25 protein-coding genes are annotated in these 25,841 nt (G+C 73.0%); 14 read left to right on the forward strand and 11 right to left on the reverse strand.

The features are described from left to right. Positions 1-64 precede the first annotated feature (64 nt). The 3 genes from ACFYZL_RS00965 to ACFYZL_RS00975 all read right to left on the reverse strand — a co-directional run bounded on the left by ACFYZL_RS00965 (position 65) and on the right by ACFYZL_RS00975 (position 2,133). Entirely contained in the window at positions 65-976 is a 912-nt protein-coding gene (locus ACFYZL_RS00965; RefSeq protein ID WP_388675009.1) for a hypothetical protein, read from the reverse strand. Beyond that, on the reverse strand, positions 973-1,524 hold the full coding sequence (locus tag ACFYZL_RS00970; RefSeq protein ID WP_384745909.1) for a SigE family RNA polymerase sigma factor: 552 nt from the start codon (positions 1,522-1,524) through the stop codon (positions 973-975). The genes ACFYZL_RS00965 and ACFYZL_RS00970 overlap by 4 nt, the downstream gene beginning before the upstream one ends. 153 nt (positions 1,525-1,677) lie before the next feature. After that, a complete protein-coding gene (locus tag ACFYZL_RS00975; RefSeq protein ID WP_388675012.1) occupies positions 1,678-2,133 on the reverse strand; it encodes an adenylyltransferase/cytidyltransferase family protein in 456 nt (151 codons plus the stop codon). A 146-nt stretch (positions 2,134-2,279) separates the two neighbouring features. On the opposite strand from ACFYZL_RS00975, the gene ACFYZL_RS00980 reads away from it, so the two are divergent. From ACFYZL_RS00980 to ACFYZL_RS01020, 9 genes are all read left to right on the forward strand, one after another. After that, on the forward strand, positions 2,280-2,627 hold the full coding sequence (locus ACFYZL_RS00980) for a GntR family transcriptional regulator (RefSeq protein WP_388675015.1): 348 nt from the start codon (positions 2,280-2,282) through the stop codon (positions 2,625-2,627). Beyond that, positions 2,624-3,604 (forward strand): DUF1648 domain-containing protein, encoded by a 981-nt coding sequence (locus ACFYZL_RS00985; RefSeq protein ID WP_384745912.1) that lies wholly within the window; start codon positions 2,624-2,626, stop codon positions 3,602-3,604. Before ACFYZL_RS00980 ends, ACFYZL_RS00985 begins: the two co-directional genes overlap by 4 nt. 140 nt (positions 3,605-3,744) lie before the next feature. Then, the gene (locus tag ACFYZL_RS00990; protein ID WP_384745913.1) at positions 3,745-5,610 is read left to right on the forward strand and encodes an AMP-dependent synthetase/ligase; all 1,866 of its coding nucleotides are present in this window, start codon (positions 3,745-3,747) and stop codon (positions 5,608-5,610) included. A gap of 449 nt (positions 5,611-6,059) precedes the next feature. Next, entirely contained in the window at positions 6,060-7,607 is a 1,548-nt protein-coding gene (locus ACFYZL_RS00995; RefSeq protein WP_388675019.1) for an alpha/beta hydrolase, read from the forward strand. 199 nt (positions 7,608-7,806) lie between these two features. Beyond that, positions 7,807-8,217 carry a hypothetical protein gene (locus ACFYZL_RS01000; RefSeq protein WP_388675022.1) on the forward strand — a complete coding sequence of 137 codons (411 nt, stop codon included), beginning with the start codon at positions 7,807-7,809 and terminating at the stop codon, positions 8,215-8,217. Between the two features lie 9 nt (positions 8,218-8,226). Further along, a complete protein-coding gene (locus ACFYZL_RS01005) occupies positions 8,227-8,955 on the forward strand; it encodes an ABC transporter ATP-binding protein (RefSeq protein ID WP_388675025.1) in 729 nt (242 codons plus the stop codon). After that, positions 8,952-9,905: a hypothetical protein gene (locus ACFYZL_RS01010; RefSeq protein WP_388675028.1), complete on the forward strand. Its 954-nt coding sequence runs from the start codon at positions 8,952-8,954 to the stop codon at positions 9,903-9,905. The genes ACFYZL_RS01005 and ACFYZL_RS01010 overlap by 4 nt, the downstream gene beginning before the upstream one ends. Positions 9,906-9,952: 47 nt before the next feature. Further along, a complete protein-coding gene (locus ACFYZL_RS01015) occupies positions 9,953-10,807 on the forward strand; it encodes a hypothetical protein (protein WP_388675030.1) in 855 nt (284 codons plus the stop codon). A 192-nt stretch (positions 10,808-10,999) separates the two neighbouring features. Beyond that, entirely contained in the window at positions 11,000-14,470 is a 3,471-nt protein-coding gene (locus ACFYZL_RS01020) for a hypothetical protein (protein WP_388675033.1), read from the forward strand. Between the two features lie 156 nt (positions 14,471-14,626). Here the strand turns inward: ACFYZL_RS01020 and ACFYZL_RS01025 are convergent, their stop codons facing one another. The 4 genes from ACFYZL_RS01025 to ACFYZL_RS01040 all read right to left on the reverse strand — a co-directional run bounded on the left by ACFYZL_RS01025 (position 14,627) and on the right by ACFYZL_RS01040 (position 17,481). Continuing rightward, complete coding sequence (locus ACFYZL_RS01025) at positions 14,627-15,589, reverse strand: hypothetical protein (RefSeq protein WP_384745571.1); 963 nt, start codon at positions 15,587-15,589, stop codon at positions 14,627-14,629. Then, positions 15,586-16,509 carry an ABC transporter ATP-binding protein gene (locus tag ACFYZL_RS01030; RefSeq protein ID WP_384745573.1) on the reverse strand — a complete coding sequence of 308 codons (924 nt, stop codon included), beginning with the start codon at positions 16,507-16,509 and terminating at the stop codon, positions 15,586-15,588. The genes ACFYZL_RS01025 and ACFYZL_RS01030 overlap by 4 nt, the downstream gene beginning before the upstream one ends. 154 nt (positions 16,510-16,663) lie before the next feature. Beyond that, on the reverse strand, positions 16,664-16,939 hold the full coding sequence (locus ACFYZL_RS01035; RefSeq protein WP_388675037.1) for a hypothetical protein: 276 nt from the start codon (positions 16,937-16,939) through the stop codon (positions 16,664-16,666). A gap of 113 nt (positions 16,940-17,052) precedes the next feature. Then, complete coding sequence (locus ACFYZL_RS01040) at positions 17,053-17,481, reverse strand: hypothetical protein (RefSeq protein ID WP_384593623.1); 429 nt, start codon at positions 17,479-17,481, stop codon at positions 17,053-17,055. A gap of 450 nt (positions 17,482-17,931) precedes the next feature. Here ACFYZL_RS01040 and ACFYZL_RS01045 point away from each other — a divergent pair, with 450 nt between their 5' ends. Further along, positions 17,932-18,753 (forward strand): class I SAM-dependent methyltransferase, encoded by an 822-nt coding sequence (locus ACFYZL_RS01045; protein ID WP_384745577.1) that lies wholly within the window; start codon positions 17,932-17,934, stop codon positions 18,751-18,753. Positions 18,754-18,863: 110 nt separating this feature from the next. Next, entirely contained in the window at positions 18,864-19,412 is a 549-nt protein-coding gene (locus tag ACFYZL_RS01050) for a hypothetical protein (protein WP_384745579.1), read from the forward strand. A 1-nt stretch (position 19,413) separates the two neighbouring features. On the opposite strand, the gene ACFYZL_RS01055 is transcribed toward ACFYZL_RS01050, so the two are convergent. After that, on the reverse strand, positions 19,414-19,917 hold the full coding sequence (locus ACFYZL_RS01055; protein ID WP_384745580.1) for an FBP domain-containing protein: 504 nt from the start codon (positions 19,915-19,917) through the stop codon (positions 19,414-19,416). Between the two features lie 109 nt (positions 19,918-20,026). On the opposite strand from ACFYZL_RS01055, the gene ACFYZL_RS01060 reads away from it, so the two are divergent. Continuing rightward, positions 20,027-21,013 (forward strand): endonuclease/exonuclease/phosphatase family protein, encoded by a 987-nt coding sequence (locus tag ACFYZL_RS01060; protein ID WP_384745582.1) that lies wholly within the window; start codon positions 20,027-20,029, stop codon positions 21,011-21,013. Between the two features lie 49 nt (positions 21,014-21,062). Here ACFYZL_RS01060 and ACFYZL_RS01065 read toward each other — a convergent pair whose 3' ends face one another. After that, entirely contained in the window at positions 21,063-21,902 is an 840-nt protein-coding gene (locus ACFYZL_RS01065; protein WP_388675042.1) for a thioredoxin domain-containing protein, read from the reverse strand. Positions 21,903-22,142: 240 nt separating this feature from the next. Between ACFYZL_RS01065 and ACFYZL_RS01070 the strand changes: the two genes are divergently transcribed. After that, a complete protein-coding gene (locus ACFYZL_RS01070; protein ID WP_388675045.1) occupies positions 22,143-23,813 on the forward strand; it encodes a lytic transglycosylase domain-containing protein in 1,671 nt (556 codons plus the stop codon). Positions 23,814-24,026: 213 nt separating this feature from the next. On the opposite strand, the gene ACFYZL_RS01075 is transcribed toward ACFYZL_RS01070, so the two are convergent. After that, positions 24,027-24,230, reverse strand: a complete 204-nt coding sequence (locus ACFYZL_RS01075) for a cold-shock protein (RefSeq protein WP_030012116.1) — start codon at positions 24,228-24,230, stop codon at positions 24,027-24,029. Positions 24,231-24,467: 237 nt separating this feature from the next. Here ACFYZL_RS01075 and ACFYZL_RS01080 point away from each other — a divergent pair, with 237 nt between their 5' ends. Beyond that, positions 24,468-25,355, forward strand: a complete 888-nt coding sequence (locus ACFYZL_RS01080; protein ID WP_388675048.1) for a menaquinone biosynthetic enzyme MqnA/MqnD family protein — start codon at positions 24,468-24,470, stop codon at positions 25,353-25,355. Positions 25,356-25,445: 90 nt separating this feature from the next. On the opposite strand, the gene ACFYZL_RS01085 is transcribed toward ACFYZL_RS01080, so the two are convergent. Next, a complete protein-coding gene (locus tag ACFYZL_RS01085) occupies positions 25,446-25,778 on the reverse strand; it encodes a DUF4190 domain-containing protein (RefSeq protein ID WP_388675051.1) in 333 nt (110 codons plus the stop codon). Positions 25,779-25,841: the final 63 nt, after the last annotated feature.

Here is a 25,841-nt window from a genome sequence, read left to right on the forward strand (position 1 = left end):
GTCCTGCGTAACGTCACAGCGCTTCTCGCTTTCAGTTCAGAGGTTCTTCCGATGGGGGGCGTTCTTATCGAGGCAGGCCGGAGGGGGGCGGTGCCGACGTGGGTGAGACGGGCCTGCCCAGGGCCGAGCTCGGGGTTCCGCACGGGGCGCCGGCAACGAGGTCGGACATCGTGGGGGGCCCGGTGGTCGGGTCCGGCCCGCCCTCGGGGTGGTCGCCGCCGGTCCGGCACCACGGCGGCGTCCGGTCCTTGAAGTCCTGCTTGTCATCGGCCGACACGGGCCCGCCCACGGGGCTGCCCGCCGCGTTGAACGCCTGCACGTGCACCTGCTGGCGGATGCTCGACGGGACGAGCACGGAGAAGAGGCGCGTGTCCGTGGCGGTGGGGGTCGCGACGGTCTCCGCCTGCGCTCGGGAACCGTCGGAGAGCACGACCTTGACCCGCGCAGCACCCGCAGGGGCGACCCCGACGATCGTGAACGGCTGTTCGGGCGACCCCACCGTGTTCGGTGAGGCGGCGGCCCAGTGGATCCTGCCGTCCCCCGTGGGGAAGCACGCGCCGATCCCGCCCAGCAGCGCGTTCCGCGAGACCATGCACGCCTGGCCCGCCCGGCCTTCGGCAGACCCCACCTGCCACTCGATGCCGGTGTACGTTCCGCGCGCGACGCGGTAGACCGTGCCGGGCACCATCTCGTAGCCCGGCAGCACCTCGCCTGCCGGCCCGGCGGGCGAGGTCGCGGCCGGTCCCACGGACCGCTGCCCGGGGTCGCCGGGCAGGGCGGCCATGACGCCGACCGACGCAGCGGCCACGGTGGCCACCGACGCGCCCACCAGCCTCCGGTTCCTGCGTCGGCGCAGTCGGACGGCCTTCTCGACGCGGACGAAGGGATCACCCGTCGCCCGGTACCCGTCGGCCACTTCGCCGATCGATTCCTTCAGTACCTGCTCCGTACCGCTACCGCTACCGCTACCGCTCATCCCGCGGCCTCCCCTCGAGCCAGACGAACACCGGACACGGCCTCCGGAGCCGCCCGGAACGCGGGCGTCCCGCGCAGTGCCGCGAGCCCTCGCGACGCATGGGACTTGACGGTGCCGATGGAGCACCCGAGCAGGTCCGCGACCTGGACCTCCGACAGGTCCTCGACGTAGCGCAGCACCACGACCACGCGCTGGCGTGCGGGCAACCGCGCCAGGGCGCGGCGCAGTTCGTCGCGCTGGGCACTGCCGTGGCCGGGATCGGACTCGGGATGACCGGCGGTCTCCGGCACGCGGCCGAGGACCCGCTCGCTCCACCAGCGGCGCCGCCCGGCCGTCACGGCCAGGTTGACGAGCGTGCGGCGCACGTACGCCTCCGGCCGCTCGACCGCCGTCCGGCCGCGTACACGCCAGAAGCGGACCAGTGCTTCCTGTACGAGGTCCTCGGCACGGCCGACGTCCAGCGTCAGGCCGTACGCGAAGCGCACGAGAGGCCCCCAACGGGCCCGTGTGAACTCGGCGAACTCGGCGTCGCCGACAGCTCCTGGCATGTCCCCTCCTCGGTGATCGCCCTCTCGACGACCCGAACCGGCGAAGAGGTTGAGTGATCTGGAGCACATGCGCGGGAGGGGGTCCCCGGAGGGTGACGTGAGAGCCGGGCCCTGACCGCACCGGCGGCCGATCGAGCCCAGGGCTCAGGTGCTTCACAGGTCGGCGGAGTGCCCCAGAGGCGCGCCGTCCGGCTCGACCAGCAGTTCCAGCTCGCGGCGCAGCGCGCTGCTGGAGACATGGGCGGTGTACGGCAGGTACACGACCTCCACGCCCACCGCCTCGAAGTCCCGCTCCCACCGCGCCCCGCGCTCGGTGCCGCGCCAGTCGTCGCCCTTGAACAGGCGGTGGAAGCCGATCCGTCGCCACGCGTCGAGCTTGTCGAGCGTGGTGTCGGCGACGGCCTCGTCGACGTACCGCACGGACCGTACGATCTCCAGTCGCTCGTCGAACGGGACCACCGGCGCGCTTCCCTTGTGCGCGGCGACCTCGTCCGGGAGCACCCCGGCGACGAGGTGGTCGCAGTGGGTGCGGGCCCGGCGGAGCATGTTGAGGTGCCCGATGTGGAAGAGATCGAAGACACCGGACGCGTAGCCGATGATGCGAGACACGGAACCCCTTGCAGCTGTGCGGTTTGACCCGGTTGCGGCGGGGCGGCCCGATGGTAGATCAGGGCGGGCCCGGGGTGTGCGACCGTCCACGGCCGGTCTGTGAGCCGTGGTCATCTGGTATTGATGGTGCTAGCGTCATTGGCATCATGTTGTTGAGGCTGAACACCGCGGACACCCGCCCCCTGCACGAGCAGGTCGCGGGTTCGATCCGGCGTGCCATCGCCGAGGGGGAATGCGGCCCCGGCGACCGCATCCCGCCCGCCCGTGACCTGGCGCAGGCGCTCGGCGTGAACGCCAACACCGTTCTGAGGGCGCTGCGCACGTTGCGCGACGAAGGCCTGTTGGAGTTCCGGCGGGGCCGCGGGGTGACCGTGGCCGGCGGTGCGGACGGGCGGTCGGTGCTGATGGAGCGCCTGCGCGAACTCGTCGCCGACGGGGCGCGCCTGGGTTACGGCAAGGCCGACCTCATGGAGATGATCGGGGAGGTGCCGTGAGCGACCGTGCTTCCGGTGGAACGAACGGGGCGGCGTGGGGCGTTGGCGCCTGGGCCGTCGGGATCGCCGCGTTACTCGTGGGCCTGCCCCTGGCCGCGAGCGGCCGGCTGCCGGACCGGCTGGCGACCCACTGGGGCGGGTTCTCCGGACCGCCCGACGGCTCCATGCCGCTGTGGGCGGCGGCGCTCTTCCCGGCGCTGATCTGGGCCGTCCTCGCGCTCGCCGTCGCGATCGGGGCCCGGTGGACCGGGGGAGCGGCGCGGGGTTGGGCGGCCGGTGCGCTGCTCTCGGGCGGCGTGCTCCTGGCCGGTGCGCAGGCGTCGATCGTCCGGGCGAACCTGGACCACGAGGACTGGCGGCAGGCCGAATCGGCGACCGGCTGGGTCGTCGTCGTGCTCGTGGCGGCAGCGTCCGCGGCTCTCGGCGGAGTGCTGGTGGGACGCCGGGGCGCGGCCGGGCGGCGGCGATCCGCGGTCGACGGGCCCAGCATGGACATCCCGACCGGTGAACGGCTCGTATGGCTCTCCCGCGCGTCCAACGCATGGCTCCAACTGATCGCGGCCGTCGCCGGACTGGTGGCCGTCGCCGGCGCGCTCGCCGGGCTGGGCGGCCTGATGGGATCGGAGTGGCTGCTCGTCGCGCCCTTCGCCCTCGCCTCCCTGCTCACCCTCGCCTTCTCCTCCGTGCGGGCGCGCGTCACCGGGCAGGGCCTGGAGGTCGCCTTCGGACCGCTCGGCCGGCCGGTACGGCGCTGGGCCGCCGAGGACATCGAGTCGGCATGGGTCGAGGAGCGTACGGCAGCGCGGGTCGGCGGCTGGGGGTACCGGCTGAGCGGGCTCGGTACGACCGTGATGCTGCGCGGCGGCGAGTGCCTGGTCATCCGCTCCAAGGGCAAGGACTTCGCGGTGAGCGTGGACGACGCAGAGCGCGGCGCCGCCCTCCTGAACTCCCTGGGCGGCCGGCCGACGCGACCGTGATGAGGGGCGATGTGCGCGGTGTGGGCGGTGTGGGCCGATGTGGGGGGTGTGGAAAGGAGCCGTGCAGAGGGGTGGTCGTCAGCGGTGCGCCATGCCTAGATTACCGGCGGTAACGCCTGACTGACCCAGGAGGACACGCCTTGGACGCCGCCGCGCCGAAGCTGGTCGAGCCCGTCAAGACCGTGGTCGACGGAGTCGTGCGCGAGGTGTACGTGCCCGCGCTCGCCGCCGTGCCGGAGCGGGGGTCCCTCGGGGACATACCGTTCGAGAACGCCCGCCAGGCCCCCGGCGAGGCCGTGCTCGCCCGCAAGGAGCCCGACGGGACCTGGCGCGACGTCACCGCCGCCGAGTTCGCGGCCGAGGTGCTCGCCGTCGCCAAGGGCCTGATCGCGGAGGGGCTGCGCGAGGGCGACCGGCTCGCCATCATGGCCCGTACGACCTACGAGTGGACCCTGCTCGACTTCGCCGGCTGGGCCGCGGGGCTGGTCACCGTACCGATCTACCCGACCTCCTCCGCCATGCAGGCCCGCTGGATCATCCAGGACTCCGGCGCCGTCGCGTGCGCCGTCGAGGACACCGCGCAGGGCCGCATGATCAGCATGGAACGCAGCGCCCTGCCCTGGCTGACGCACCTGTGGGCCCTCGACACGGGCGCGGTGGGGCGGCTCGTCAAGGCCGGCGAGCACCTGCCCGACCAGGTGGTGCACGAGCGGCTGATGGCCCGTACGCCGGAATCCGTCGCGACCCTCGTCTACACCTCCGGCACCACCGGACAGCCCAAGGGCTGCGTGATCACCCACGCGAACTTCTTCGCCGAGGTCGACAACGCGGTGGAGCTGCTGCACCCCGTCTTCAAGTCGGTGAGCAGCGACCCGGCGTCCACACTGCTCTTCCTGCCGCTGTCACACGTCTTCGGGCGGATGGTCGCCATCGGCTGCATGCGGGCGCGGGTGAAGCTGGGGCACGCGCCGAGCATCCGTACCGAGGACCTGCTGGAGGACCTCGCGGGCTTCCGGCCGACGTTCCTGCTCGCCATCCCCTACGTCCTGGAGAAGGTCTACAACACGGCCCGCGCGACCGCCGAGAAGATGGGGCGGGCTTCCTCCTTCGACCGGGCCGCCCGGATCGCGCGCAGCTTCGGCGAGTCGGTGGAGGGGACGGGGAAGGGCAAGGCGCCGGGGCTGGGGATGAGGGCGGCGCGGGCGCTGTACGACCCGCTGGTCTACCGGCGGATCCGGGCCGCGCTCGGCGGGCGCGTGCGGTACGTGCTGAGCGGCGGCTCCCCGCTGGGGCGGCGGCTCGCCGCCTTCTACACCGGTGCCGGGATCGAGGTCTTCGAGGGGTACGGGCTCACGGAGACGACCGGCGCCAGCACCGTGAGCCCGCCGCAGCGGCCCCGCCTCGGCACGGTGGGCTGGCCGCTGCCGGGCACCTCGGTGCGGATCGCGGACGACGGGGAGGTGCTGCTGGGCGGGCGGCACGTCTTCGCGGGCTACTGGAACAGCGGGCAGGGCGTCCCGTACGGCAGCTGGCTGCCGACCGGGGACATCGGGGAGCTCGACGCGGACGGGTACCTCACCATCACCGGCCGCAAGAAGGACGTGATCATCACCTCGGGCGGCAAGAACGTGGCCCCGGCCCCCCTGGAGGACTGGCTCCGGGCCCACCCGCTGGTCGGCCAGTGCATGGTCGTCGGCGACAACCGGCCGTACGTGACGGCGCTGATCACCCTGGAGCCGGACGGGCTGGCGCACTGGCGGCAGATGCACAAGAAGCAGGACGTGCCGATGAGGGTGCTGGTGCAGGACGAACAACTGCTGGCGGACCTCCAGCGGGCGGTGGACGACGCGAACCAGCTGGTGTCGCGGGCGGAATCGATCCGACGGTTCGCGGTGCTGCCGGGGGAGTTCACGCAGGAGCGGGGGCATTTGACGCCGTCGCTGAAGCTGAAGCGGATGGCTGTCGCACGGGACTATGCGGAGCGGATCGAGGACCTGTACCGGTAGCCCACGGCGCGGCGGGCGAACGGGGCACGGCCCGAGCGCACGGGGCTCCGCCTTGGACCGCGCGGCGGTCGGGTGCGGGCCGAGTCCACGGGGCTCCGCCCCGGACCCCGGTCCTCAAACGCCGGACGGGCTGGATGTGCCTCCGGCGGCGCCTCAAACGCCGGCGGGGCTACAGTTCCCGCCCGGCAGGGCTGGATTGCCCGGAGGGCAATTCCAGCCTGTCCGGCGTTTGAGGACCGGGGGTCCGGGGGCGGAGCCCCCGATCTTTTCAGCCCCGCCGGCGTTTGAGGCGCGGGGTCGGGGGCGGAGCCCCAGGGTGCTTCAGCCCGTCCGGCGTTTGAGGACCCGGTCCGGGCGGAGGCAGCGGTCACCCGGGGGCGCGGGTGGACGTGCCGCCGGGCCGGGGCGCGCCTATGGTGGGCCCGGGGGGTCGCCCGGAGGAGGGTTCCGTGCCCCGCACCCGCCGCACCCGCACCGCCGCAACCGCCGCCGTCGGCGTACTGGCGCTGGCGGCCGCACTCGGCGCGGCCCCCGCGGAGCAGGACCACGGGCTCCGGTGGGGCGCGTGCCCCGAACCGCACGTCCCCGACGGAATGCGCTGCGCGACCCTCGACGTCCCGCTCGACTACAGCGGCACGCACAAGGGTCACGTCCGTCTCGCCCTCGCCCGGATACCCGCCGCCGAGCCCCACCGGCGGCTCGGCTCGCTCGTGCTCAACTACGGCGGCCCCGGCGCCCCCGGCATCGCCAACCTCGCCGCCGACCCCAAGGCCTTCGCCGAGCTCGGCAAGCGCTACGACCTGGTCGCCTTCGACCCCCGCGGCGTCGGCCACAGCGATCCCGTCTCCTGCGGCCGAGGCCAGGGGAAGGGGGAGGGGGAGGAGACCGTCGAGACCGCCGAGACGGCCACCGCCCAGCTCGCCGCCCTGCGCGCCGAGGTCCGGCGGTGCGAGCGGGCTTCCGGGCCCGTGCTCCCGTACATCGGGACCGTCAACGTCTCCCGCGACATGGACCGGATACGCCAGGCCCTGGGCGAGGACAAGCTCGACTTCCTCGGCTTCTCCTACGGGACCCGGCTCGGCGCCGTGTACGCCGCGCAGTTCCCCGACAAGACCGGCCGCATGGTGCTCGACGGGGTCGACACCCTCGGCGAACCGCTCTCCGAGCAGGCCCTCGTATCGGCGCGCGGCCAGCAGCGGGCCCTCGACAACTTCCTCACCTGGTGCGCCCACCTGCCCGGCTGCGTCTACGGGACCAACACCCGCACCGCGAAGGAGAAGGTCGCCGCGCTCGTCGAACGGCTCGACCACGAGCCGCTGATCGGTGACGACGGCTCGCCCGTGACCGGGCAGGACGCGGTCGCCGCGATCGGCGCCGCCCTGTACTCGAAGGCCATGTGGCCCGACCTCGCCGCGGCACTCGCCCTGGTCGAACGCGACCACGACCCGGTCGGGCTGCTCCAGCTCGGCGGCCCGACGGACGTCACCCCGGGCGGTGGCGGCGACGGAGACGGCGGCACCGGCACCGGTGCCGTGCCCGCCGACAACGCGACGTCCGCGCTGATCGCGGTGAACTGCGCGGACGACCCCGACCGGCTGAAGACCAAGGGTTCGCAGGCCGCCACCGCGCGGGCGCTGGTGGAGGTCCAGAACGGGCTCCGGGACGAGTTCCTGGAGGCGTCGAAGATCTTCGGGCCGAACCAGCTGGCGACCGTCCTCGCCTGCTACGGGCGCCCCGCCGGCACCGACTTCATCCGCAGGATCGACCATCCCGGCGCCCCGCGGATGCTCCTCGTCGGCACCCGCGGCGACCCGGCCACGCCGTACGAGTGGACGGAGGAGACGGCGAAACGTCTCGGCTCGGCGGTGATCGTGGACTTCAAGGGCGACGGGCACACCGGCTACTCGTCGTCGAGGTGCGTGCAGGAGTACGTGGACCGCTTCCTCGTCGACGGCCGACTGCCGTCCGGGACGCGGGCCTGCCCCGCAGGGGAATGAACCCCCGACGGGGCCCGCGGAAGACGCCGCCGCGCAGCACTCGATGCACAGAAACCCGGCACTCGACGCACACCATCACGAGCGGCTCGAACCTAGATTCAACTGCGTCCGATTTGAAGATCATTTACGGCCGGGTGCCGACAGCGGCACGCGGTGCACGGACTCCACCGGGGAAGGTGGAGCCAACGGGAGGGAACCCATGCGTACTCGCATGAAGTCGGCCGTGGTGACGGCCGCACTCGCAGCAGGCCTCGTCGGCGCACTCGCGCCGAACGCCCTCGCTGCGTACACGCAGGTCAAGTACTTCTCCTTCACCGACGAGGGTGTGGGTGCGGAGACCGGTCGCTGGTACGCGCCGGGCAACAGCCAGGCGGCCACGCAGGACGCGTGCGCCACGAGCAACGGTGCCCAGGGTCGCGTCGGCTACGACTTCAAGATCGACAAGTCCTGGCAGCCCGACCAGTGGGTCGCCTGGCGTGACTGGTCCTGCGACAACGGCACGTACTGGAAGGAGTTCAACAACGCCCCGGCCGGCGACTACTACATGCAGATAGCCAACGCTCCCGCCTACGTGCACTCGTCGGGCCGCGTCGTTTACAACTGGAAGTAATCTCAGACGATGAGTGTCCTTTCCTGTCACGAAGTGACCAAGAGCTTCCGGAAGCACTCCGTGCTGGAAGGGGTCCATCTGAGCCTGGAGGCCGGCGAGATCGTCGGCCTCCTCGGCCTCAACGGCGCAGGCAAGACCACCCTCATGCGGGTGATCACCGGGCTGTCCACACCCGATGCGGGTGAAGTCCGGCTGTTCGGGGAGGCCTTGCCGATGCAGCCGCGGCAGCTCGACCGGCTCGGAGCCGCGCTCGACGCACCCGCCTTCCACCGGTGGTCCACCGGACGCGCCATGCTGCGCACCCTCCTGGACACCGCAGGGCTGCCCGACAAGGGGCGGATCGCCCGTACGCTCAACCGCGTCGGACTGACCGGAGCCGCCGACCGGCGGCTCGGGACGTACTCGCAAGGCATGCGACAGCGCCTCGCCATCGCCGCGGCGTTGCTCAAGCAACCCGACCTGCTGATCCTCGACGAGCCCACCAACGGGCTCGATCCGGAGGGACTGCGCATGGTGCGGCGGATCGTGGCCGAGGAGGCCGAGCGCGGGGCCGCCGTCCTCGTCTCCAGCCACCAACTCGACGAGATCCAGCGGATCTGCCACCGCGTGATCATGCTCGCCCAGGGCCGCGTCGTCGCCGCGGGCACCCTCGACGCACTCGGCTACGACCCCGAAAGCGGTCCGGCCGCCTTCGAGGACTGGTTCTTCGGGCTCGTCGGGAACGGCGGCCGCCGGTGAACCGCCTCGTCCGGGCCGAAACCAGGCGGCTTCTGCGGCACCCGCTCGCACTCACCCTCGCCGCGATGTTCGTCTTCGGCTCGCTCTACTGCGCCTGGGTGAGCCAGAGCATGTCCTCGCACAACGTCACGCAGGTGCGGGCCAACCTCGACTTCCTCCCCGAATCGTGCAATTCCCCGCGGAACGACCCGACGCAGAAGGCCAAGTGCCTGGCGGACGTGCCCACGCAGGCCGCAGGGCTGGAGCGGATCCAGGACCGGTTCACCGCCGAGGGGGTCCGCGCCGCACAAGCCCAGCACCCGGTGGGCTCGCTGCTGTGGACCGTCCGGTTGCTGACGTCCGTGCCCGGGCTCGCGCTCCTCGTCATGCTGGCGGCCTTCTCCGTCGCCGGTGAATGGAGCCGGGGCAGCATCGTGCCGCTCCTCCTGTACGAGTCCCGTCTCAGCCGCCTGCTCGCGGCGAAATCCATCGCCGTCTGGGTGTGGAGCCTGGCCCTGCTGTGCCTGTCCGCCGCCGTGACGTGCGCGTTCGGACTGCTCTACGGCCGCAGCGCGTATCCGCTGCCCTCGCCGGGCACCTTCGGTTCCGTCCTCGCCGACACCTCACTCGGCGTACTGGCCGGTGCCGCCGTGCTGGCCGGGGCCGCGGCCGTCGCGGTCGCCCTCGGCGCACTGCTGCGCCAGCCGCTGCGCACCTTCCTCGCCGGGATGCTGCTGCTCGTCCTGGTGGTCCGCACCTCCGCCGCGCCGGGACTCGGCGCGTGGCTTCCCGGGGGCGCGCTGGCCGACCTCGTCGGCTTCGGCGCGGTGGACGGGGTCTGGGACCACTTCTGGATATCCACCGATCCCTCCACCGCCCCCGTTCTGCTCCGCGTCCTGCCGACCCTGGCCCTGATCGGCCTGCTCTGGTTCGGGCTGGACCGTCTCAACCGGACCCGGGACCGCGCCTGATGGCCGGTACGCGGCGGCGGCCGGTACGCGGGCTGGGGACAGCCTGGGTGAGCGAGCTGCGGGCCCTTTGGACCGCTCCCGTCTGGGGAGCGACCGCGGTCGCGGTGGTGGTGTCCCTGGGTCTCGTCGCCCGCCTCTGGATGGCGGGAGCCGCGTACGGGGCGCTCGATCCCTCGGTATCGGCGCTCACCTCACTGCCATCCGCACTGCGGGCAGCGGCCTGGCAGTTCGCGACCCTGCTCGGACTCCTCCTCACGGGAGTGGTCGTCGCGACCGGACTCGGCCAGACCCTGGAAGGCGGGACCTGGGGAGCCCTGCGGCTGTTCGAGAACAGGGTCGGGGTGTTGTGGGCGCGCAAGGCCGGCGCCGTGCTCGCCCTGGCCCTCGCCGTCCAGCTGGTCACCGGTGTGCTGCTGTGGCTGTCCACCTCGGTGTTCGGCGTGCTGTGGCCGGTGCGGCCCCGCGCGGTGCCCCCGGGGTTCGGCGGCGGCGCCGTGGTACACGTGCCGCCTCCCGTGCCCGCAGAGTCCGCGACCTGGAGCCAGGCCGTCGGCGCGATCGCCGCCGCCCTCCTCGTCCAGATCCTTTTCATCTCCTTGGCCGGATGTGCGGCAGCCCTGCTCCGCAGCGTCATCGGGACCCTCGCGCTCGGGATCGGCCCGCTGCTGGTGACCGCGCCGCTGGTGATGCTCCCGGCGGCGCCGTTCCTGCCGCACCGGTGGATCGCCGATCTGCTGGACCTGCCCTCGGAGGCCCAGTACCAGCTGTACCTCTGGAACCAGGCCCCGCTCGATCCGTCACCCATGACCGGAGGCTTCGCCCTCGCAGGGGCCGCGGCCCTGGCCGCCGTGGCCGCCTGGGCGGGGCTGCGATCCGAGCGGGCACTCCGGCCCGTCGACTGACCACGGGGTATTGCCTGACACGGCCCCTGGTCCCGGCGGCGCGAATCGCCGAGCCGCCCCGCTCCTCGACGGACGACTCAGGCCCCGCCGGCGTTCGAGGCGCGGGGTCCGGGGCGCAGCCCCCGGGAGGTGGGTGGGCGGGTGGGGAAAATCGGTGGGGCTTCGTGGGGGCCGCGCGCACAATGGGCCGCGATGATCGATACCGCCGAGCAACTGCTCGCCGCCGTGACCCCCCTCCCGCACCCCGCCCGGCTCCGCCTCACCGCCGTCACCGCCCGCCGCCTGGCCGACTGCGATGAACTCCGGCCGATGCTCGCCGACTTGGAGGCCCACGGCCCGTACGGACGCCGGCTCGCCGCCCTGGCCGCGCTGGTCGGCGGCGACGTACCCCACCTGGCGGCCCGGCTCGCCGATCCCGATCCCGTCGTACGCCGCTACGCGCTCCGGGGCGCCCGACGCCTGCCCGTGCCCGACCGGGCCGTCGAGACGGCCTACGACGACGCTCCGGCCGCGGTCCGCGGCGACCTGGCACGACTGCTGTGCGAGGGCGGCGACGGCGGCCGGTCCGCGCTCGCCGAGCGGCTCGTGCCGCGCCTGCGCGCCGAGTACGGCGACCGTGACGCGGCCCGCCTGCTGCCCGGCTGCTCCTCGGAGTTCGCGGCGCGGATGCTGCCGGAGCTCGCCGCGGCGGTGCCCTTCGAGGGCTGGGGCCGGCTGGGCCTGCGCCACCCCCTGGCCGTGCTCGACCACGCCGAACGCGAACTCGCCGCCCTGTCCGGTTGGCACCGCGACACCTGGTGGACACGGCACGCCACGGGCATCGGGGCCGCCCTGCCCGCCGCCCCGGAACGCGTCCTCGAACTGCTGGAACGCCACGGCCCCGGCCGGCTGCCGGCGCCGGTGTACGACCGGCTGGGCGACCTCGTCGCGGCGGACGCCGAGCGCGTCACGCGATGGCTCGCCGCTCCCGGGCGCAGCACCGCCCGCTGGGAGCCGACCCCGAGCCGGCGGGTCCTGCGGCAGCTCCTCGACGCCGATCCGCCGTCGCTGCCCCGGTACGCCGCCCGGTGGTTCAACCGCGAGGCCTTCACCACCCTGCTCGACCTGGTGCCGCCGTCCCGCCGCCAAGCCTTCACGACGGCCGTCGCCGCGCACCTCCCGCACCGCGGCATGAACCATCTGCGCAACCGCGTACTCGCCGCGCTGCCCGTGCCCCAGCGGTACGCCGAGGCCACCGCGAGGATCGAGGAGCTCCGCGCCGAAGACGGATCGGACTGGGACATCTGGTGGACGATCGCCCTCCTGCCGCCGGAACAGGCCCGGCCGCCGATGCTCGCGGCGCTCACGGGCGCCGACGCCGAAGAGCGGGAGATGCTCTGGGGCTCGCTCATCGAGAACGCCCGCCTCAGCGGGGACGGCGTGGTCGTGGCCGAGGTCATGACCCTGGCGGCGGCCCGGGTGGCCAACGACCGGGACCCGGTGCGCTGGTCCGTGCTGGAGGACTTCGGGCGACTGCCCGGCGGGCTGTTGGCCGCCGCGGTGGCGGGAGCCGGGCCGACGCCAGGGCCGCTGGAACGGTTGTGCCGCAACGCACTCGGCGCCAGGGACTGCTCGGACACGACCCAATGGATGGTGGGCGAGCTCGCGCTGAAACTCCTCGGACAGGCGGGCGAGGCGGAAGAGACGGGCGAGGCGGGCCAGGCGGACGAGACGCGCGAGTTCGCCGCGGCAGCCGCCGTCCGCATCATCGAGGAACTCACCGCCCACACCGGCACCCTGAACCTCGGCACGCCGAACCGCACCCTGCCCGCGGGCCGGGACCGCGCCGTCCTCGAAGGGCTCCTGCCGTGGCTGGACCGGGCCGCCGCCCGGGGCGACGCCGGGCCCCTGATCGAAGTGGGGGAGGCCTTCGGGCGCCGGGCGCACCGTCTCCCCGGGCTCCAGGACCGGCTCGCCCGCGCCCTGGGCGCCTGCTCGGACACCGACTTCCCCCGGCTGGCCGCCCTGTGGCTGAGCGGCAGCCCGTCCGAGCGCGGCGAACGCGTGGCCGAGCTGCTGGACCGTGAGCCGTCGGCGGTGTTCACCGCGCCCGTGCTCGCCGTACTGGCCGCCGAGCGGACGGACCTCCTGGACCGCGCCCTCGTCGCGACGCCGCCCCCGGGCCGCTTCCCGCAGCCGGGCGCGCCGCGCGAACTGCCCGACCTCCGGTACGCCGACCGGTGGACGCCCCGGCAGCAGGAAGCGGCGGTCGGGCTGGTGCGGGCGGCCCTCGCCGACGACGCCCGCAGCCTGGACGACCGCGCGAAACTGCTGCACGCCGTGGCCTGCGTACCGGAACACGGACCCGCCCTCGTCCGGGAGTACCTGCCCTCCGTGCAGCCCCAAGACGACGCCGTCCCGCCGGTGTTCGCGCGTGCCGCACTGGAGGCCTCGGGCCACGGAACGGCCCCGGACGACGCCCTCACGACCCTGCTCGACCACGCGGGCACGGACGGTGCGGCGACCGCGTGGGCCGCGGCGGGACGCGTCGCGGACCGCGTACGCCCCAGCCTGCTCGCCGCCCTGTTGCGCGACCTGCTGACCCGCGAGAGCGGGGTGAAGGTGACCGTCCGCAAGTCGGCCGCCCGCCTGGCGGTCCTGCACCTGCCGCCGGAAGCCGCCGCCGAGCTCCTCGCCGCGGTGGCGAGGGACCCCCACGGCCATCCCGACGTACGGATCGCCGTCACCGCTCTGGCGGTGCCGCTGCTCCCGGCGCCCGGTGCGGTGGAGTTGGTGGAGCGGATCGTCGCCCACGGCCCCACCGGGGCGCAGAAGGCGTTCCTGGAGCGCACGCCCCTCGGAGTCCCCGCACCCCACCGTTCCCGGTACGGGACGCTGGTCGCCCGGCTCGCGGTCGCCCCGAACAGGGAGGTGGCCGCCGAGGCGGTGTCCGCCCTCGGGGTCTGGGCCCGCTACGCGCCCGAGGCCTTGGGGATCCTGAGCGATCTGTGCACCGAACCTTCGGCCCCATGGGACCTCGCGCGCCGCGCCCACGACAGCCTTCGCACCGTCGCCCTGTCCGACCTGCCCCACCCGATGGGCGGCGCGGAACCGGGCAGCGTGTTGCACGGGGTCGTCACCCGCCTCGTGGAGACCGTCACCGCCGGCGAACGGGAATCCCGGGACGCCCGCGGGAAGCCGGGCCCCGACCTGCCGGCCCGGCGGTGCCTGGAGGGCCTCCTCCGCAACGGGTACAACCCGAACCCGCTGAGCGGAGCCCTGGCCCGCCTGCTGGCGGACGTACCGGCCCTGACGCCGCTGCGAGCCGCACTCCTCGTCGACGCCCTCGACGTCACCGCGCCCGCGAAGGACCTGGCCGAGGCACTGCGCGGGATCGCGGACGCGGTCGAGGGGCGGCCCGTGCTCGCGGGGCGGACGGCCCAGGCCCTGCACGAGCGCCACCGGTACGGGGACGCGGTGGAGACCCCGGACACCTGGCTCGCCGCCGTCACCGCCATGGGCGACGGCCTCGCCGAAGGCCTGCTCGCGGTCGCCCTCGCGCACGCCGTCGGCATCCGGCAGGGCTGGACCCAACCCTGCCGCGAGGCCGTCTTCGCGCTCCGCGACCATCCCGAACGGGAGGTGCGCGAAGCGGCGTACGCCGTGGTCGTGGGTCAGGGCTGAGCCCGCAACGCCGGATAGCGTCCGGCCGCCAGCGGCCCGATGCCATGCGGTACGCCCCCGGCGTCGTGCCCGTCCGGCGGCGGAACGGCCGGTGCCCCGACGGCAACCCCGCCGGGGCGCCCGGCGATACGGACGTGCGCGGGGTGGAGCGGGGGTTCAGCCCGACTTGGCGTCCCTGCGGCAGTAGGCCCAGCACCCCGCGGCCGCGATCAGCACGGTGTAGAGGCAGAACAGGCCCGTCGCCGGAGCCGTGGCGAGGTCGGAGCCCACCAGCGCGCGGGCGAACGGCCGGTCGTCCGCCGGGTACGCGGACACGTCGGTCAGCATCGCCCGGCCGGCCGCGAACGGCAGCAGCCCGCCGATCCCGTCCAGCCCCGGGATCCGGCCGACCAGCCCGCCCAGCAGCCGCTCGACGATCAGCGGCCACATGCACAGGAACAGCACCGGGACGATCCGGCTGCGGATCAGGGACACCAGCGCGAGGCAGAGCAGTGCCCAGCAGCCCATCCACAGGCCGAACCGCAGGGCGGGCACCACCACCCGATCCCATTCGGGCTGCGCCGCACCGGACGCGGCCAGCACGAGGGCGGAGGACAGGGAGCCCAGCAGCGCACCGGCGGCGGCCGTGGCGGCCCCGACCAGGAAGCCGACGAGGCACTTGGCGGCGTAGGCGGTACCGCGCCCGTTGACCGCCAGCCACGTCGTACGGGCGGCCCCGCGCACGAGGTCGGTGGAGACGGGGCCGGTGCCGAGGACGAGCAGGAAGAAGCACAGGGCGGGGACCTGCGTGGCCAGCGGAGCCCAGGTGACGACGTCGGCCGCGGCGGCCGCGCTCATGGGCGGCTCGCCCGCGTCGACGTCGAGCAGGACCGTGATCCCGGTGAGCAGGCTCAGCACCGCCGCGACGCCGAGCAGCACCCAGGTGGAACGCAGCCCGGCCAGATGGCGCCACTCGTAGCGGCAGGCCCGACGGAAGGCCTCGGCGCGGGGCACGGGGGTGAGGGGCGCCGGGATGAGGGGCGACCCGGCCTTCGAAGCGGTGCCGGTGGTGGTGGCGGTCGTGGTGGCGGTGGTGGTGGCGGTCGCGTCGGGCGACGGGTCGGCGGCCGGCGACCTCATGAGATCTTGAACTCCTCTTCCGCGATGCCGAGGTAGAACTCCTCCAGGGAGGGTCCCGCCTCGTGCAGCCAGTACAGCGGCAGCCGGTTCTCGGCGGCCAGGGTGCCGATCCGGACCCGGTCCAGGCCGGTGACGCGCCCGCTCTGCCCGCCCGTGGCGTCGAGCCGGCCACCGGCCGCCGCGACGAGCCCGGCGAGGGCCGGCAGGTCCGGCGACTCCACGGTCACCACCCTCCGGTCGGCGGCCCGTTCCAGCAGCTCCGCCATGGGGGAGGCGGCGACGACCCGGCCGCGCGAGAGCACCACCACCCGGTCGGCCAACTGCTCCATCTCCCCGAGGAAGTGGCTGGACACCAGGACGGCCCGACCGCCTTCCTCGGCCTGCCCGCGCAGGAACTCCCGCAGCCACCGGATCGAATGCGGGTCGAGCCCGTTCGCCGGCTCGTCCAGGATCAGTACGGGCGGATCCCCCAGCAGGGCCTGCGCGATGGCGACCCGCTGGGACATCCCGAGCGACAGCTGGTCCAGCCGCAGCCCGGCCGCCCCGGTCAGGCCGACGGTCGCCAGGAGCTCGTCGACCCGCCGGTCGTCCGCGGCGCTGCCGGCGGCCACCATGCGCAGGTGGGTCCGTACGCGGTGCCGGGGATGGCCGGCGACCCCGCCGAGCACCGCACCGACGACGGTCCCCGGAGCGCCCCACGCGTGCAGGGGGCGGCCGAGGTAGCGGGTGCTGCCCTCGCCGTGCAGCAGGCCGAGCATCAGCTGGATGGTGGTGGACTTGCCGGCGCCGTTGGCGCCGACGAATCCGGTCACCTCGCCGGCGCGGAGGGTCAACGAGACGTCGTCCAGGACCCGCTTGGGGCCGAAGGACCGACCGAGACCTTCCGCCTCGACCACCGTATTGACGGGGCGGCGGTTCATGTAGGGTCTCCCTGCGTTATCGCAAGGGGGAGGAAGCCCTCACTCGACGACCTGAACAGGCGTGGAAACCGAAGGGTCGTCACCCGCGGGCTTCTTCCCCCGATGAGCTTTTCCGTCAATTGCGGCTCGACCGCGCGCCATTCCCGAATGCGCGTCAATTCCTCACGAGCCAGATCACTTGTACCGCGAGAGCGGCGTGCGCGAGAAAACACGTCACCCAGGCGCTGGGGCCGCGCATTCCGTGGCGGAACACCGTCACCCAGCCCGCCGCCAGCAATACCGCGGACAGGGCGCAGAACGCCCAGGAAATCACGAGCCACGGCGTGGAGGGCGAGGTGAGATACCGGAGGGCCACCACCGGGAGGAGGGTCAGCAGGGGCAGGGCCCATGCGCTTTCGCCGGCTGCTCGGGCGGACTTGGTGTCGGTCATCCCGGGTACTCCGTCTTCGTTCTTCGTGCTGTTCTGGGGTGGTGGCGGGGCCGGACCGCCCGGGGGAACCCGGGCGGTCCGGCCGACGTCACTCGATCGGCCTCGGGGCCGGATCAGCCTCGGAGGGCGTTGTAGATCTCAAGGAGCGTCAGGCCCGGGGAGACGGCCGCGAGAGGCGCCCGGACCCACCACGACAGGCCGTCGTACCACTTCTTGAAGTCGCTGAACTTGCCGCCGATGGCCTTGCCGAAGCCGCCGACCTTGCTGAAGGCGGCGCGGATCGCGCTCCACTTGCTCGCGGCCGAGGCCTCACCGGCGACGATCCGGTTCATCTCGGTGCGCTCGGCGGAGGTCAGCTCAGCCGCGAGCGGGCTCGCGAGCAGGGCGCGCGCGGCCTGCTGCGCCTCGGCCTGCTGGGTGGCCGAGACGGACTGGGGCGCTGCCACGGAGGCCGAGGAGGCCTGGGCCAGGCCGGCGCCACCCCCGATGGCGATGGCTGCGACGGCCGAAACGGCCGCCATGCGCAGGGTGTTGCGATTCATTTGGAATTCCCTTGCGTTGTCGCAAGGGGGAGGAAGCCCTTGTGGGCAACCTGAACAGGCGTGGAAACCGAATGGTCACCCGCGGACTTCTTTCCCCCGATTACTTGGTCGTTGCCGCACTGCTCCTGGTCAGGGAGAAGTCCGACGGTGTGCTCGTCATCTCATCCTTCGAGTGCCGCGCACACGTGCACGTTACCCACAAGTCGATCACTTGACCACTGTCGTAATGGCCAACACGCCCCGCCTGTGCGTGGGTTCAACGCGTCTACCTGCGGGTTTATGGGTGGGTCTTCGCTTTACCTTTACATTGCTTGGCCGGAAACCTTCTGTTGTGGCCGGAAAGGGGTGGCGAATGGTGAACCTGTGAGGCGTGAGGCGTGAGGCGTGAGGCGGCGCGCCGTGTCCCGGTGATTCCGGTCGGTGCTCGCGCGGTCCCGGCATCGTGGGGGCATGGACGAGCAGAGGTTCGGGCTGTGGGTGGCCGGGGACGCCTACGAGCGGTACATGGGGCGGTGGAGCGGGCCCGTCGCCGAACGGTTCGTGGCGTGGCTCGGCTGCGCGGACGGGCTGCGGTGGCTGGACGTGGGCTGCGGTACGGGGGCGTTGAGCCGGGTCGTCGCCGAGCGGTGTCGGCCCCGGGCCGTGCTCGGGGTGGACCCGTCCCGGGGCTTCGTCGCCTCGGCCCGGGCGGGCGCCCCCGCGGCGGCTCGGTTCGTCGTGGGTGATGCGGCTTCGCTGCCGGTGCGGGACGCCGGATGGGACGTCGTGGGCAGCGGGCTCGTGCTCAACTTCCTTCCCGATCCCGGCGCCGCGCTCGCGGAGGCGGTCCGGGTGGTGCGGCCGGGCGGGCTGGTCGCCGCGTACGTGTGGGACTACGCGGAGGGCATGGAGTTCCTGCGCCACTTCTGGCGGGTCGCGGTGGCGGTGGACCCGTCCGCCGCGGAGGTGGACGAGACCCGCCGGTTCCCGGTGTGCCGACCGGAGCCGCTGCGCGCCCTGTGGGTGGAGGCGGGGCTGGTCGAGGTGGCCGTCGCGCCGATCGAGGTGGCCACCGTGTTCGGTGACTTCGATGATCTGTGGGTGCCGTTCCTGGCCGGGCAGGGTCCTGCCCCGGCGTTCGTGGCGGGCTCGGACCCGGCCGTACGGGAGCGGCTGCGCGAGGCGCTCCGGGCGGCGCTGCCGGCGGGGGATGACGGGTCGATCGCGCTGACCGCCCGCGCGTGGGCGGTCAAGGGGCGGACCACCAAAGGACCCCGGCCGCCGATCGCCTGACGGCCGCCGATCGCCTGACGGGCGGCGACCGCCTGACGGGCGGCGACCGGCTGCGGCGTTACTCCCGCCCCGCCCTGGGTATCCGGCCAGGAGGGGAGAGGGGGGCGCCCGTGCGTGCTGTCGTACGGAAGTTGGGGCGGGCGGCGGCCGCCGTGGGCGCCGTGGTCTCCCTCGGGGTCGCCGGGTGGCTGGTGTGGCTGCTGCCCGGGCCGCAACTGGCCGCCATCCTCGGCTTCGGGCCCGTCGACGGGGTCGTCACGGTCTACGAGTGCCATGAGGCGACCGACGCGGACGGCTACTCGACCGGCACCGACTGCACGGGCTGGTACGTCCCGCGGCAGGCCGGCGAGCCCGCGCGCGAGATGGTGATCGAATCGGCGGCCGGGAAGCACCGGCACGGTGCCCGGGTGGAGGTCCGTACGGCGCGCGGGCGTGCCTACGAACTGTCGGGCACGGCCGTGTTCGACACGGGCACCACGACCGGGCTGCTGCTCGTGCCGTTCCTCGCCGTGGCGGGCTGGCTGGCGTCCTGCGCGCGCGGCGCCTCCCCGGGCGACGGGGAGGGCTGGTTCTTCGCCGCGCTCGGCGGGATGGTCGCCGTCATCGTGCTCGCCGTGGTGGCCGGGATCCTGGTCGCGATCGGCGTCGCGGTCTTCTGAGTCACCCGGCGGTGACGCGGGCCGCGAAGGCGTCCAGGTTGAGGCTCATCCGCTCCAGGCGCTCGTCGAGCGTCAGGGACTCCTCGTACCGGGTCGTCCGCAGCTTCGGCTGTCGCTTCCCGCGCACGTACAGGGGACACGCGAGGTCCGCGCACACGTACACCCCGACCGTGTTCCCCTCGCGGCCGCGCGCCCCCGCGAGGGGCGCGGCGAGCAGGGTGACGCCGGAGGAGGCGTGGCCCGTCAGGCACAGCTGGCAGAGGCTGGACTTCACGGCGCTGGTACGGCTCACCGACGGCACGCGGAGCGAGATGCCGAGCGGGCCGTCCGGCCGGGGCAGTACGAGATGGGCCTTGAGGGGTGCGCCGGGATCCACCCAGCCGAGGAAGTCCAGGTCCTCCCACGGCAGCTCGACGAAGTCGAGCGGGAGGCGCAGCCGGGACGCCTCGCCCTTGGTGCAGTTCACGAAGGACGCGCGGATCTGTTTCTCGCTGAGTGGTTCCACGGGTGTCGACCCTAATGTCCGACCGGAGGGGACCGCATCCCGATATGAGTGCCGGTGGCGCGGTCGCAACCGGGCGCGGCCGTGCCGCGTCCCCGGACGGGGGGTGTGGATGACTGCGAAGGACGACGGGCGGCCGGCCCGGGAGCGGCCGGCCCGGGAGCGGTCGGCGGGGCGGGTCCTCGCCGCGCTCGCGGTGCTCACCGCGCTGCTGATGCTGCTCGCGGACCGGATCCCGAACCGGCTCGGGAACCCGGGCAGCTTCGTGCAGACCTTCCTGCCGTGGAGCGGGATCGTCGTGCTCGGGCTCGCGGCGCTCGCCCTGCTGCGCAGGTCACGGCTCGCGCTGGTGGCCGTGCTGGTGCCGGCGCTCGTCTGGGGGCTCTTCCACGCGGGCACGCTCACCGATCGCGCCGACGCCGACCGCGCGGACACCGGCGACGCCGGCGGCGCGTTGACCGTCGTCACGCACAACGTCGACGACGAGAACCCCGACCCCGCCGGCACCGCCCGCGCCCTCGCCGCCACCGGGGCGCAGCTCATCGCGCTGGAGGAGCTGGTCGAGCCCGCGGCCGGCCGGTACGCGGAGGTGCTCGCGGGCTCGTACCCGTACCACGAGGTGCGCGGCACGGTCGGGCTGTGGTCCACGTACCCCCTCGCCGACACCCGGGCCGTGCCGATCATGGAGTGGACCCGTGCCCTGCGCACCACCGCGCAGACCCCGCAGGGGCCGCTGACGGTGTACGTGGCGCACCTCCCGTCCGTGCGCGTACGTCTCGGCTCGGGCTTCGACACGGCCCGCCGCAACGCCGCCGCGCGGCGCCTCGCGGAGGCCGTCCGGGGCGGTCCGGGCGGGCGGACCCTCCTGATGGGCGACCTCAACAGCACCACCGGGGACCGCGCGGTGGCCCCGCTCATGTCGCAGTTCCGCTCGGCGCAGGACGTGGCGGGGGCGGGCTTCGGCTTCAGCTGGCCCGCGGCGTTCCCGGTGGCACGCATCGACCAGGTCCTGGTCCGCGATCTGACCCCGGTCTCGGCGTGGAACCTTCCCGCGACCCCGAGCGACCACCTTCCGGTGGCGGCCCGCCTGCGCCTGTAGGCCCCGGCACGGCCGGCCTTCGCGGGGGCTACGGAGCCTACGGATTCGGCTACGGATTCGGCTTCCGCTTCTCCGCGATCAGCTTCTTGAAGGCATCCGGGGCGATCGAGTCGATGCCCCGGCCCGTGTTGACGGTGAGCTGCTCGCCGTCGATGAAGACGGCCGGGGTGCCCTTCACGCCCTCGTCGTGGAAGGCCTTGCCGACCTTGTCGACCCACGGCATGTACGTCAGTTCCCGGACGGCCCGGTCGAAGGCGGGGGTGCGCAGGCCCGGGACCCGGTCGGCGAGTTCCAGGAGGGTGGCGGTGGAGCCGTACTTGTCGTCCGTCTCCTCCTCCGGGTGGTTCTTGTAGAGGACTTGGAGGTACTCCATGAACTTCTCCGGGCTCTCGTCGACCGCGGCTCCCAGCGCGTTCACGGCCCGCTTCGAGCCCTTGCCGCCGCCGAGCGCGCCGTCGAGGAAGGTCGCGAAGCGGTACTCGACCTTGTACTCGCCCGCGTCGGCCTGTTCCTTGATGGTCCCGCCCAGGCCGATCTCGACGCCCGCGCAGTACGGGCATCGGGGGTCGAGCCAGACGGTCAGGGTGTGCTTCGCGTCGGCCTTGCCGTACGGGACCACGACCCCGTCCGCGCCGGTGGTGTTGGCGGGCTGGACGAATGGCTTTCCGGCCGTATCGGGGTCGCCCGCGCCGCCCGCGGCGGAGGAAGCCGAGGAGTCGGCGGCGTAGACGCCCACGCCGGCCGCGATGCCGAGTACGGCGACCAGGGAGCCCCCGACCAGCAGCCGGCCGCGCAGCCGCGCGCGCCGGGCCTGTGCCTCGCGCTCCTGGCGGAGCCGGTCGCGGGACTCGCGCCGCCGGTCCTTCTTCGTGTTGGTGCTGGTCGCCATGACGACCAGCGTACGGAGCAGCCGGGGTCCAAAACGGGGGTCATTGGCCCATATCGGGCGGGGACTTAGGTCCTTCGTTCGTTCAGTCGTGAGGGTCCGGTGAAGCCGAGACGAATGGTGTGTCTCATCTGCCGGGGGGACGGTGAGTCGGGTCCGAAGACCTGATAAACAGAGGGGTATTCATGACCCGACCGGTCGTGTGCCGCAAGCCTGACGGCTCCTTGGGGGGATCGCCGCACCGTGAAGCCGCTTCATCGTCACCTCGTCAGCACCTCGCGCAAGGTCCTGTGCACGGCCGCACTCGCGGCCAGCCTGACCACCGCCGCGGTCGTGACCAGCCCGACGACCGCCGACGCGGGGGAGTCCGAACCGACCCCGGACAGTCCGCAGGCAGCCGAACGCGGCGACGCCCGCCTGGACCTGCCCGACCTCGTCGCCGACCCGCCGCCCGCCGGCGGCGCCGCGGCGGCCGGGGGCACCAGCGGCATACCCGCCACCGCCCTGGACGCCTACAAGCGCGCCGAACTGTCGGTGGGCGCCGCACTGCCCGGCTGCAAGCTGCCCTGGGCGCTGCTCGCCGGCATCGGCCGGGTCGAGTCGGTGCACGCCTCCGGCTACGGGCTCAAGCCGGACGGCTACACCGAGAAGCCGATCCGCGGCCCGCGCCTGGACGGCAACGGCTTCGCCGAGATCCGCGACACGGACAAGGGCGTGTGGGACGCGGACACCGAGTACGACCGGGCCGTCGGCCCGCTGCAGTTCATCCCGTCCACCTGGACCACCTGGGGCGCCGACGGGAACGGCGACGGCAAGCGCGACCCGAACAACATCTACGACGCGGCGCTGGGCGCGGGTCTCTACCTGTGCGCGGGTGACCGCGACCTGTCGAACGCGTCCAAGCTCGACCAGGCGATCCTCAGCTACAACAACTCCCGCGAGTACGTGAACACCGTGCTCGGCTTCATGCGGCAGTACCAGAACGGCGGCGTCTCCGAGGTTCCGAACCCGCCCGCCGGGAACTACCCGACCGTGCCGCCGGGCAACCTGCCGACCCCGCGTCCGACGACGCCGGTCACGCCGACCCCGACGCCCAAGCCCACCCCGACGCCGACCCCCAAGCCGACGCCGACGCCGACTCCCACGCCGACCCCGACGCCCACGCCGACTCCGGCTCCGCATCTGGCCGCGCTGACCGTGGTCGACGGTTCCGGTCTCACGGCCGAGACCGGCGCGGAGGCCTTCGACGCGGTGCCCCGGGTCAAGGTGCTCCTCAGCGACGGCAAGCCGGCCGTCGGCCAGGAAGTGGTCTTCGCCGTCGACACGGACACCACCGGGGGCACGCTCTTCGGGACGGAGGACTCCCTGGTGGTCAAGGCGGACGCGAACGGCTTCGCGTCCGCGTCCGGCCTGAAGCCGGGTCCCAAGGCGGGCGCTTTCACCCTGCGCGCCTCGGCCTACGACACGCTGGGCAAGTTCACGGTGAAGTTCGACGGCACGGTCACGGCGAAGCCGGTCGTCGACCGGCTGGCCCGCCCGGAGGGCTCGAAGCCGCTGGAGGCCGTCGCCGGCGAAACCATCAAGGGCGTCGAGGTCCTCGCGACCGCCAAGGGCAAGCCCATAGCGGTGCCGGGTGCCGTCGTCGGCCTGGGCCGGATGAAGGACGGCAAGTGGGTCCCGGCGGACCCGGCGGGTCCGTACTTCAAGGACACGTCCGGCAAGCGCGTCTACACCGGTGAGCCCGGCACGACGGACAAGGTCGGCACGCTCGTCCTCCCGGAGCTCTTCACGGACGGCGCCGAGGCCGGCACGTACCAGCTCCGCGTGACCACCCCGGAGGGCGTCACCCTGATCCTGGACATCAAGATCACCGCCGCCCCCACCCCGACCCCGACCACCAAGCCCACCCCCTGACCCAAACCCAGGCCCAAAGCCTCGGGCCCCGGCCCGCAGGGCCAAGGCGTACGAAAGCCGCCCCGGCACCGTGCCAACGGTGCCGGGGCGGCTTCGTACACCGCCACCCCACCCGGGAGGGAAAAGGCAGGAGCCCTGCCGCTCCGCTTGCGCAGAAGGGACAGGGCTCCTTGGGTACTGCTTTCCAACCCGCGAGAGAGTTGGCCCAGGCGACTAGGCCGGGGTGACGTTCTCCGCCTGCGGGCCCTTCGGACCCTGCGTGACGTCGAAGTTCACCGTCTGGTTCTCCTCGAGGGAGCGGAAGCCAGAGGCGTTGATCGCGGAGTAGTGGACGAAGACATCCGGGCCGCCGCCGTCCTGGGCGATGAAGCCGAAGCCCTTTTCAGCGTTGAACCACTTCACGGTTCCGGTAGCCATGAGCCCTCCTATGGGCCAAAGGGTCGCCCTGCTCCAGAACCTGCTAAGAAGTCTGAAAACTACAAAAGCCTGCGGGTCACATTCTCCGCAGGCCTCGTACTGCAAGGGAAACCAAACTGCAACTTGCGTCGAGCCTAGCACGCACCCCGCGGCCGAGACCAGAGGGAAAGATCACGTCACCCGGACGTTTGAGACCCGCCTCAAGGCTGACGCAGACCCGGCCGCTAGTCTCGCGATGTGGACGTCTATCGCAGCCGGCCCCGCGTCGGCCACATTCAGTTCCTGAACTGCCTGCCCCTCTACTGGGGGCTCGCCCGAACCGGCACCCTGCTGGACCTGGAGCTGACCAAGGACTCCCCCGAGAAGCTCAGTGAGCGGCTCGTCGAGGGGGACCTCGACATCGCTCCGATCACCCTCGTGGAATTCCTCCGCAACGCCGACCAGCTCGTCGCCTTCCCCGACATCGCCGTCGGCTGCGACGGCCCGGTGATGTCCTGCGTGATCGTCTCGCAGGTGCCGCTGGAGCAGCTCGACGGAGCGCGGGTCGCCCTGGGATCCACCTCCCGCACGTCCGTACGCCTCGCCCAGCTGCTGCTTTCCGAGCAGTACGGGGTACGGCCCGACTACTACACCTGCCCGCCCGACCTGAGCGTGATGATGCAGGAGGCGGACGCGGCCGTACTGATCGGGGACGCCGCGCTGCGCGCCTCCCTCCACGACGCGCCCCGGCTCGGGCTGACCGTGTACGACCTGGGGCACATGTGGAAGGAGTGGACCGGACTGCCGTTCGTCTTCGCCGTCTGGGCCGCCCGCAAGGACTACCTCGAACGCGAGCCGGCCGTCGTGCGCGAGGTCCACGAGGCCTTCCTCTCCTCCCGGGACGTATCCCTCGAAGAGGTCACCAAGGTGGCCGAGCAGGCGGCCCGTTGGGAGGCCTTCGACGCCGACCTGCTGGAGCGTTACTTCACCACGCTCGACTTCCGCTTCGGGCCGGAACAGCTCGCCGGCGTAAGGGAATTCGCGCGCCGCACGGGACCGACGACCGGCTATCCGGCCGATGTATCCGTGCAGCTCCTGGAAGCGGCGATCCCGGAGCCGGTCTTGGCACCGGTCGTGGAGTCCTGACCGATTTACCCGCTGTTTCCGGTGGCTTCCATTCCATTCCTTTTCGCTTTCCGCGCGCACGGCACGGGAATGCGGAAAGGAATGGATTCCCTACGAGGCGTCCGCCAGCAGGCTCAGGCCCACGAGCAGCCCGAACAGGGAGGCGAGGGCCAGAAGCGCGACCAGCAGCATCAGCCAGCCGCCGAGGAGGCCCGCCAGGGCCATGCCCTTCCCGTCCCCCGACAGCCGTCGGGCCCGGAAGCGGCCCACGTGCCCGGCCGGGACCGCGATCAGCGCGCACAGCAGGGCCAGGCCGACGAAGATCGGCGGGTTGAGCCAGCCGATGGGCGTGGCGAGGTTCGCCATCGCCCCGAAGCTGCCCAGCGCGAAGAACACGCTGACCTTGGCCGCCCGGTTCCTTCCGGGCAGGACCGCCTCGCTCATGGTTCGGTTCCCCTCCGCAGACGTACGACGGCGGCCACCGTAACGCCCTAAGGTGCTGTCGAG

Source organism: Streptomyces sp. NPDC001717 (genome assembly GCF_042892775.1).
Taxonomy (GTDB): Bacteria; Actinomycetota; Actinomycetes; order Streptomycetales; family Streptomycetaceae; genus Streptomyces.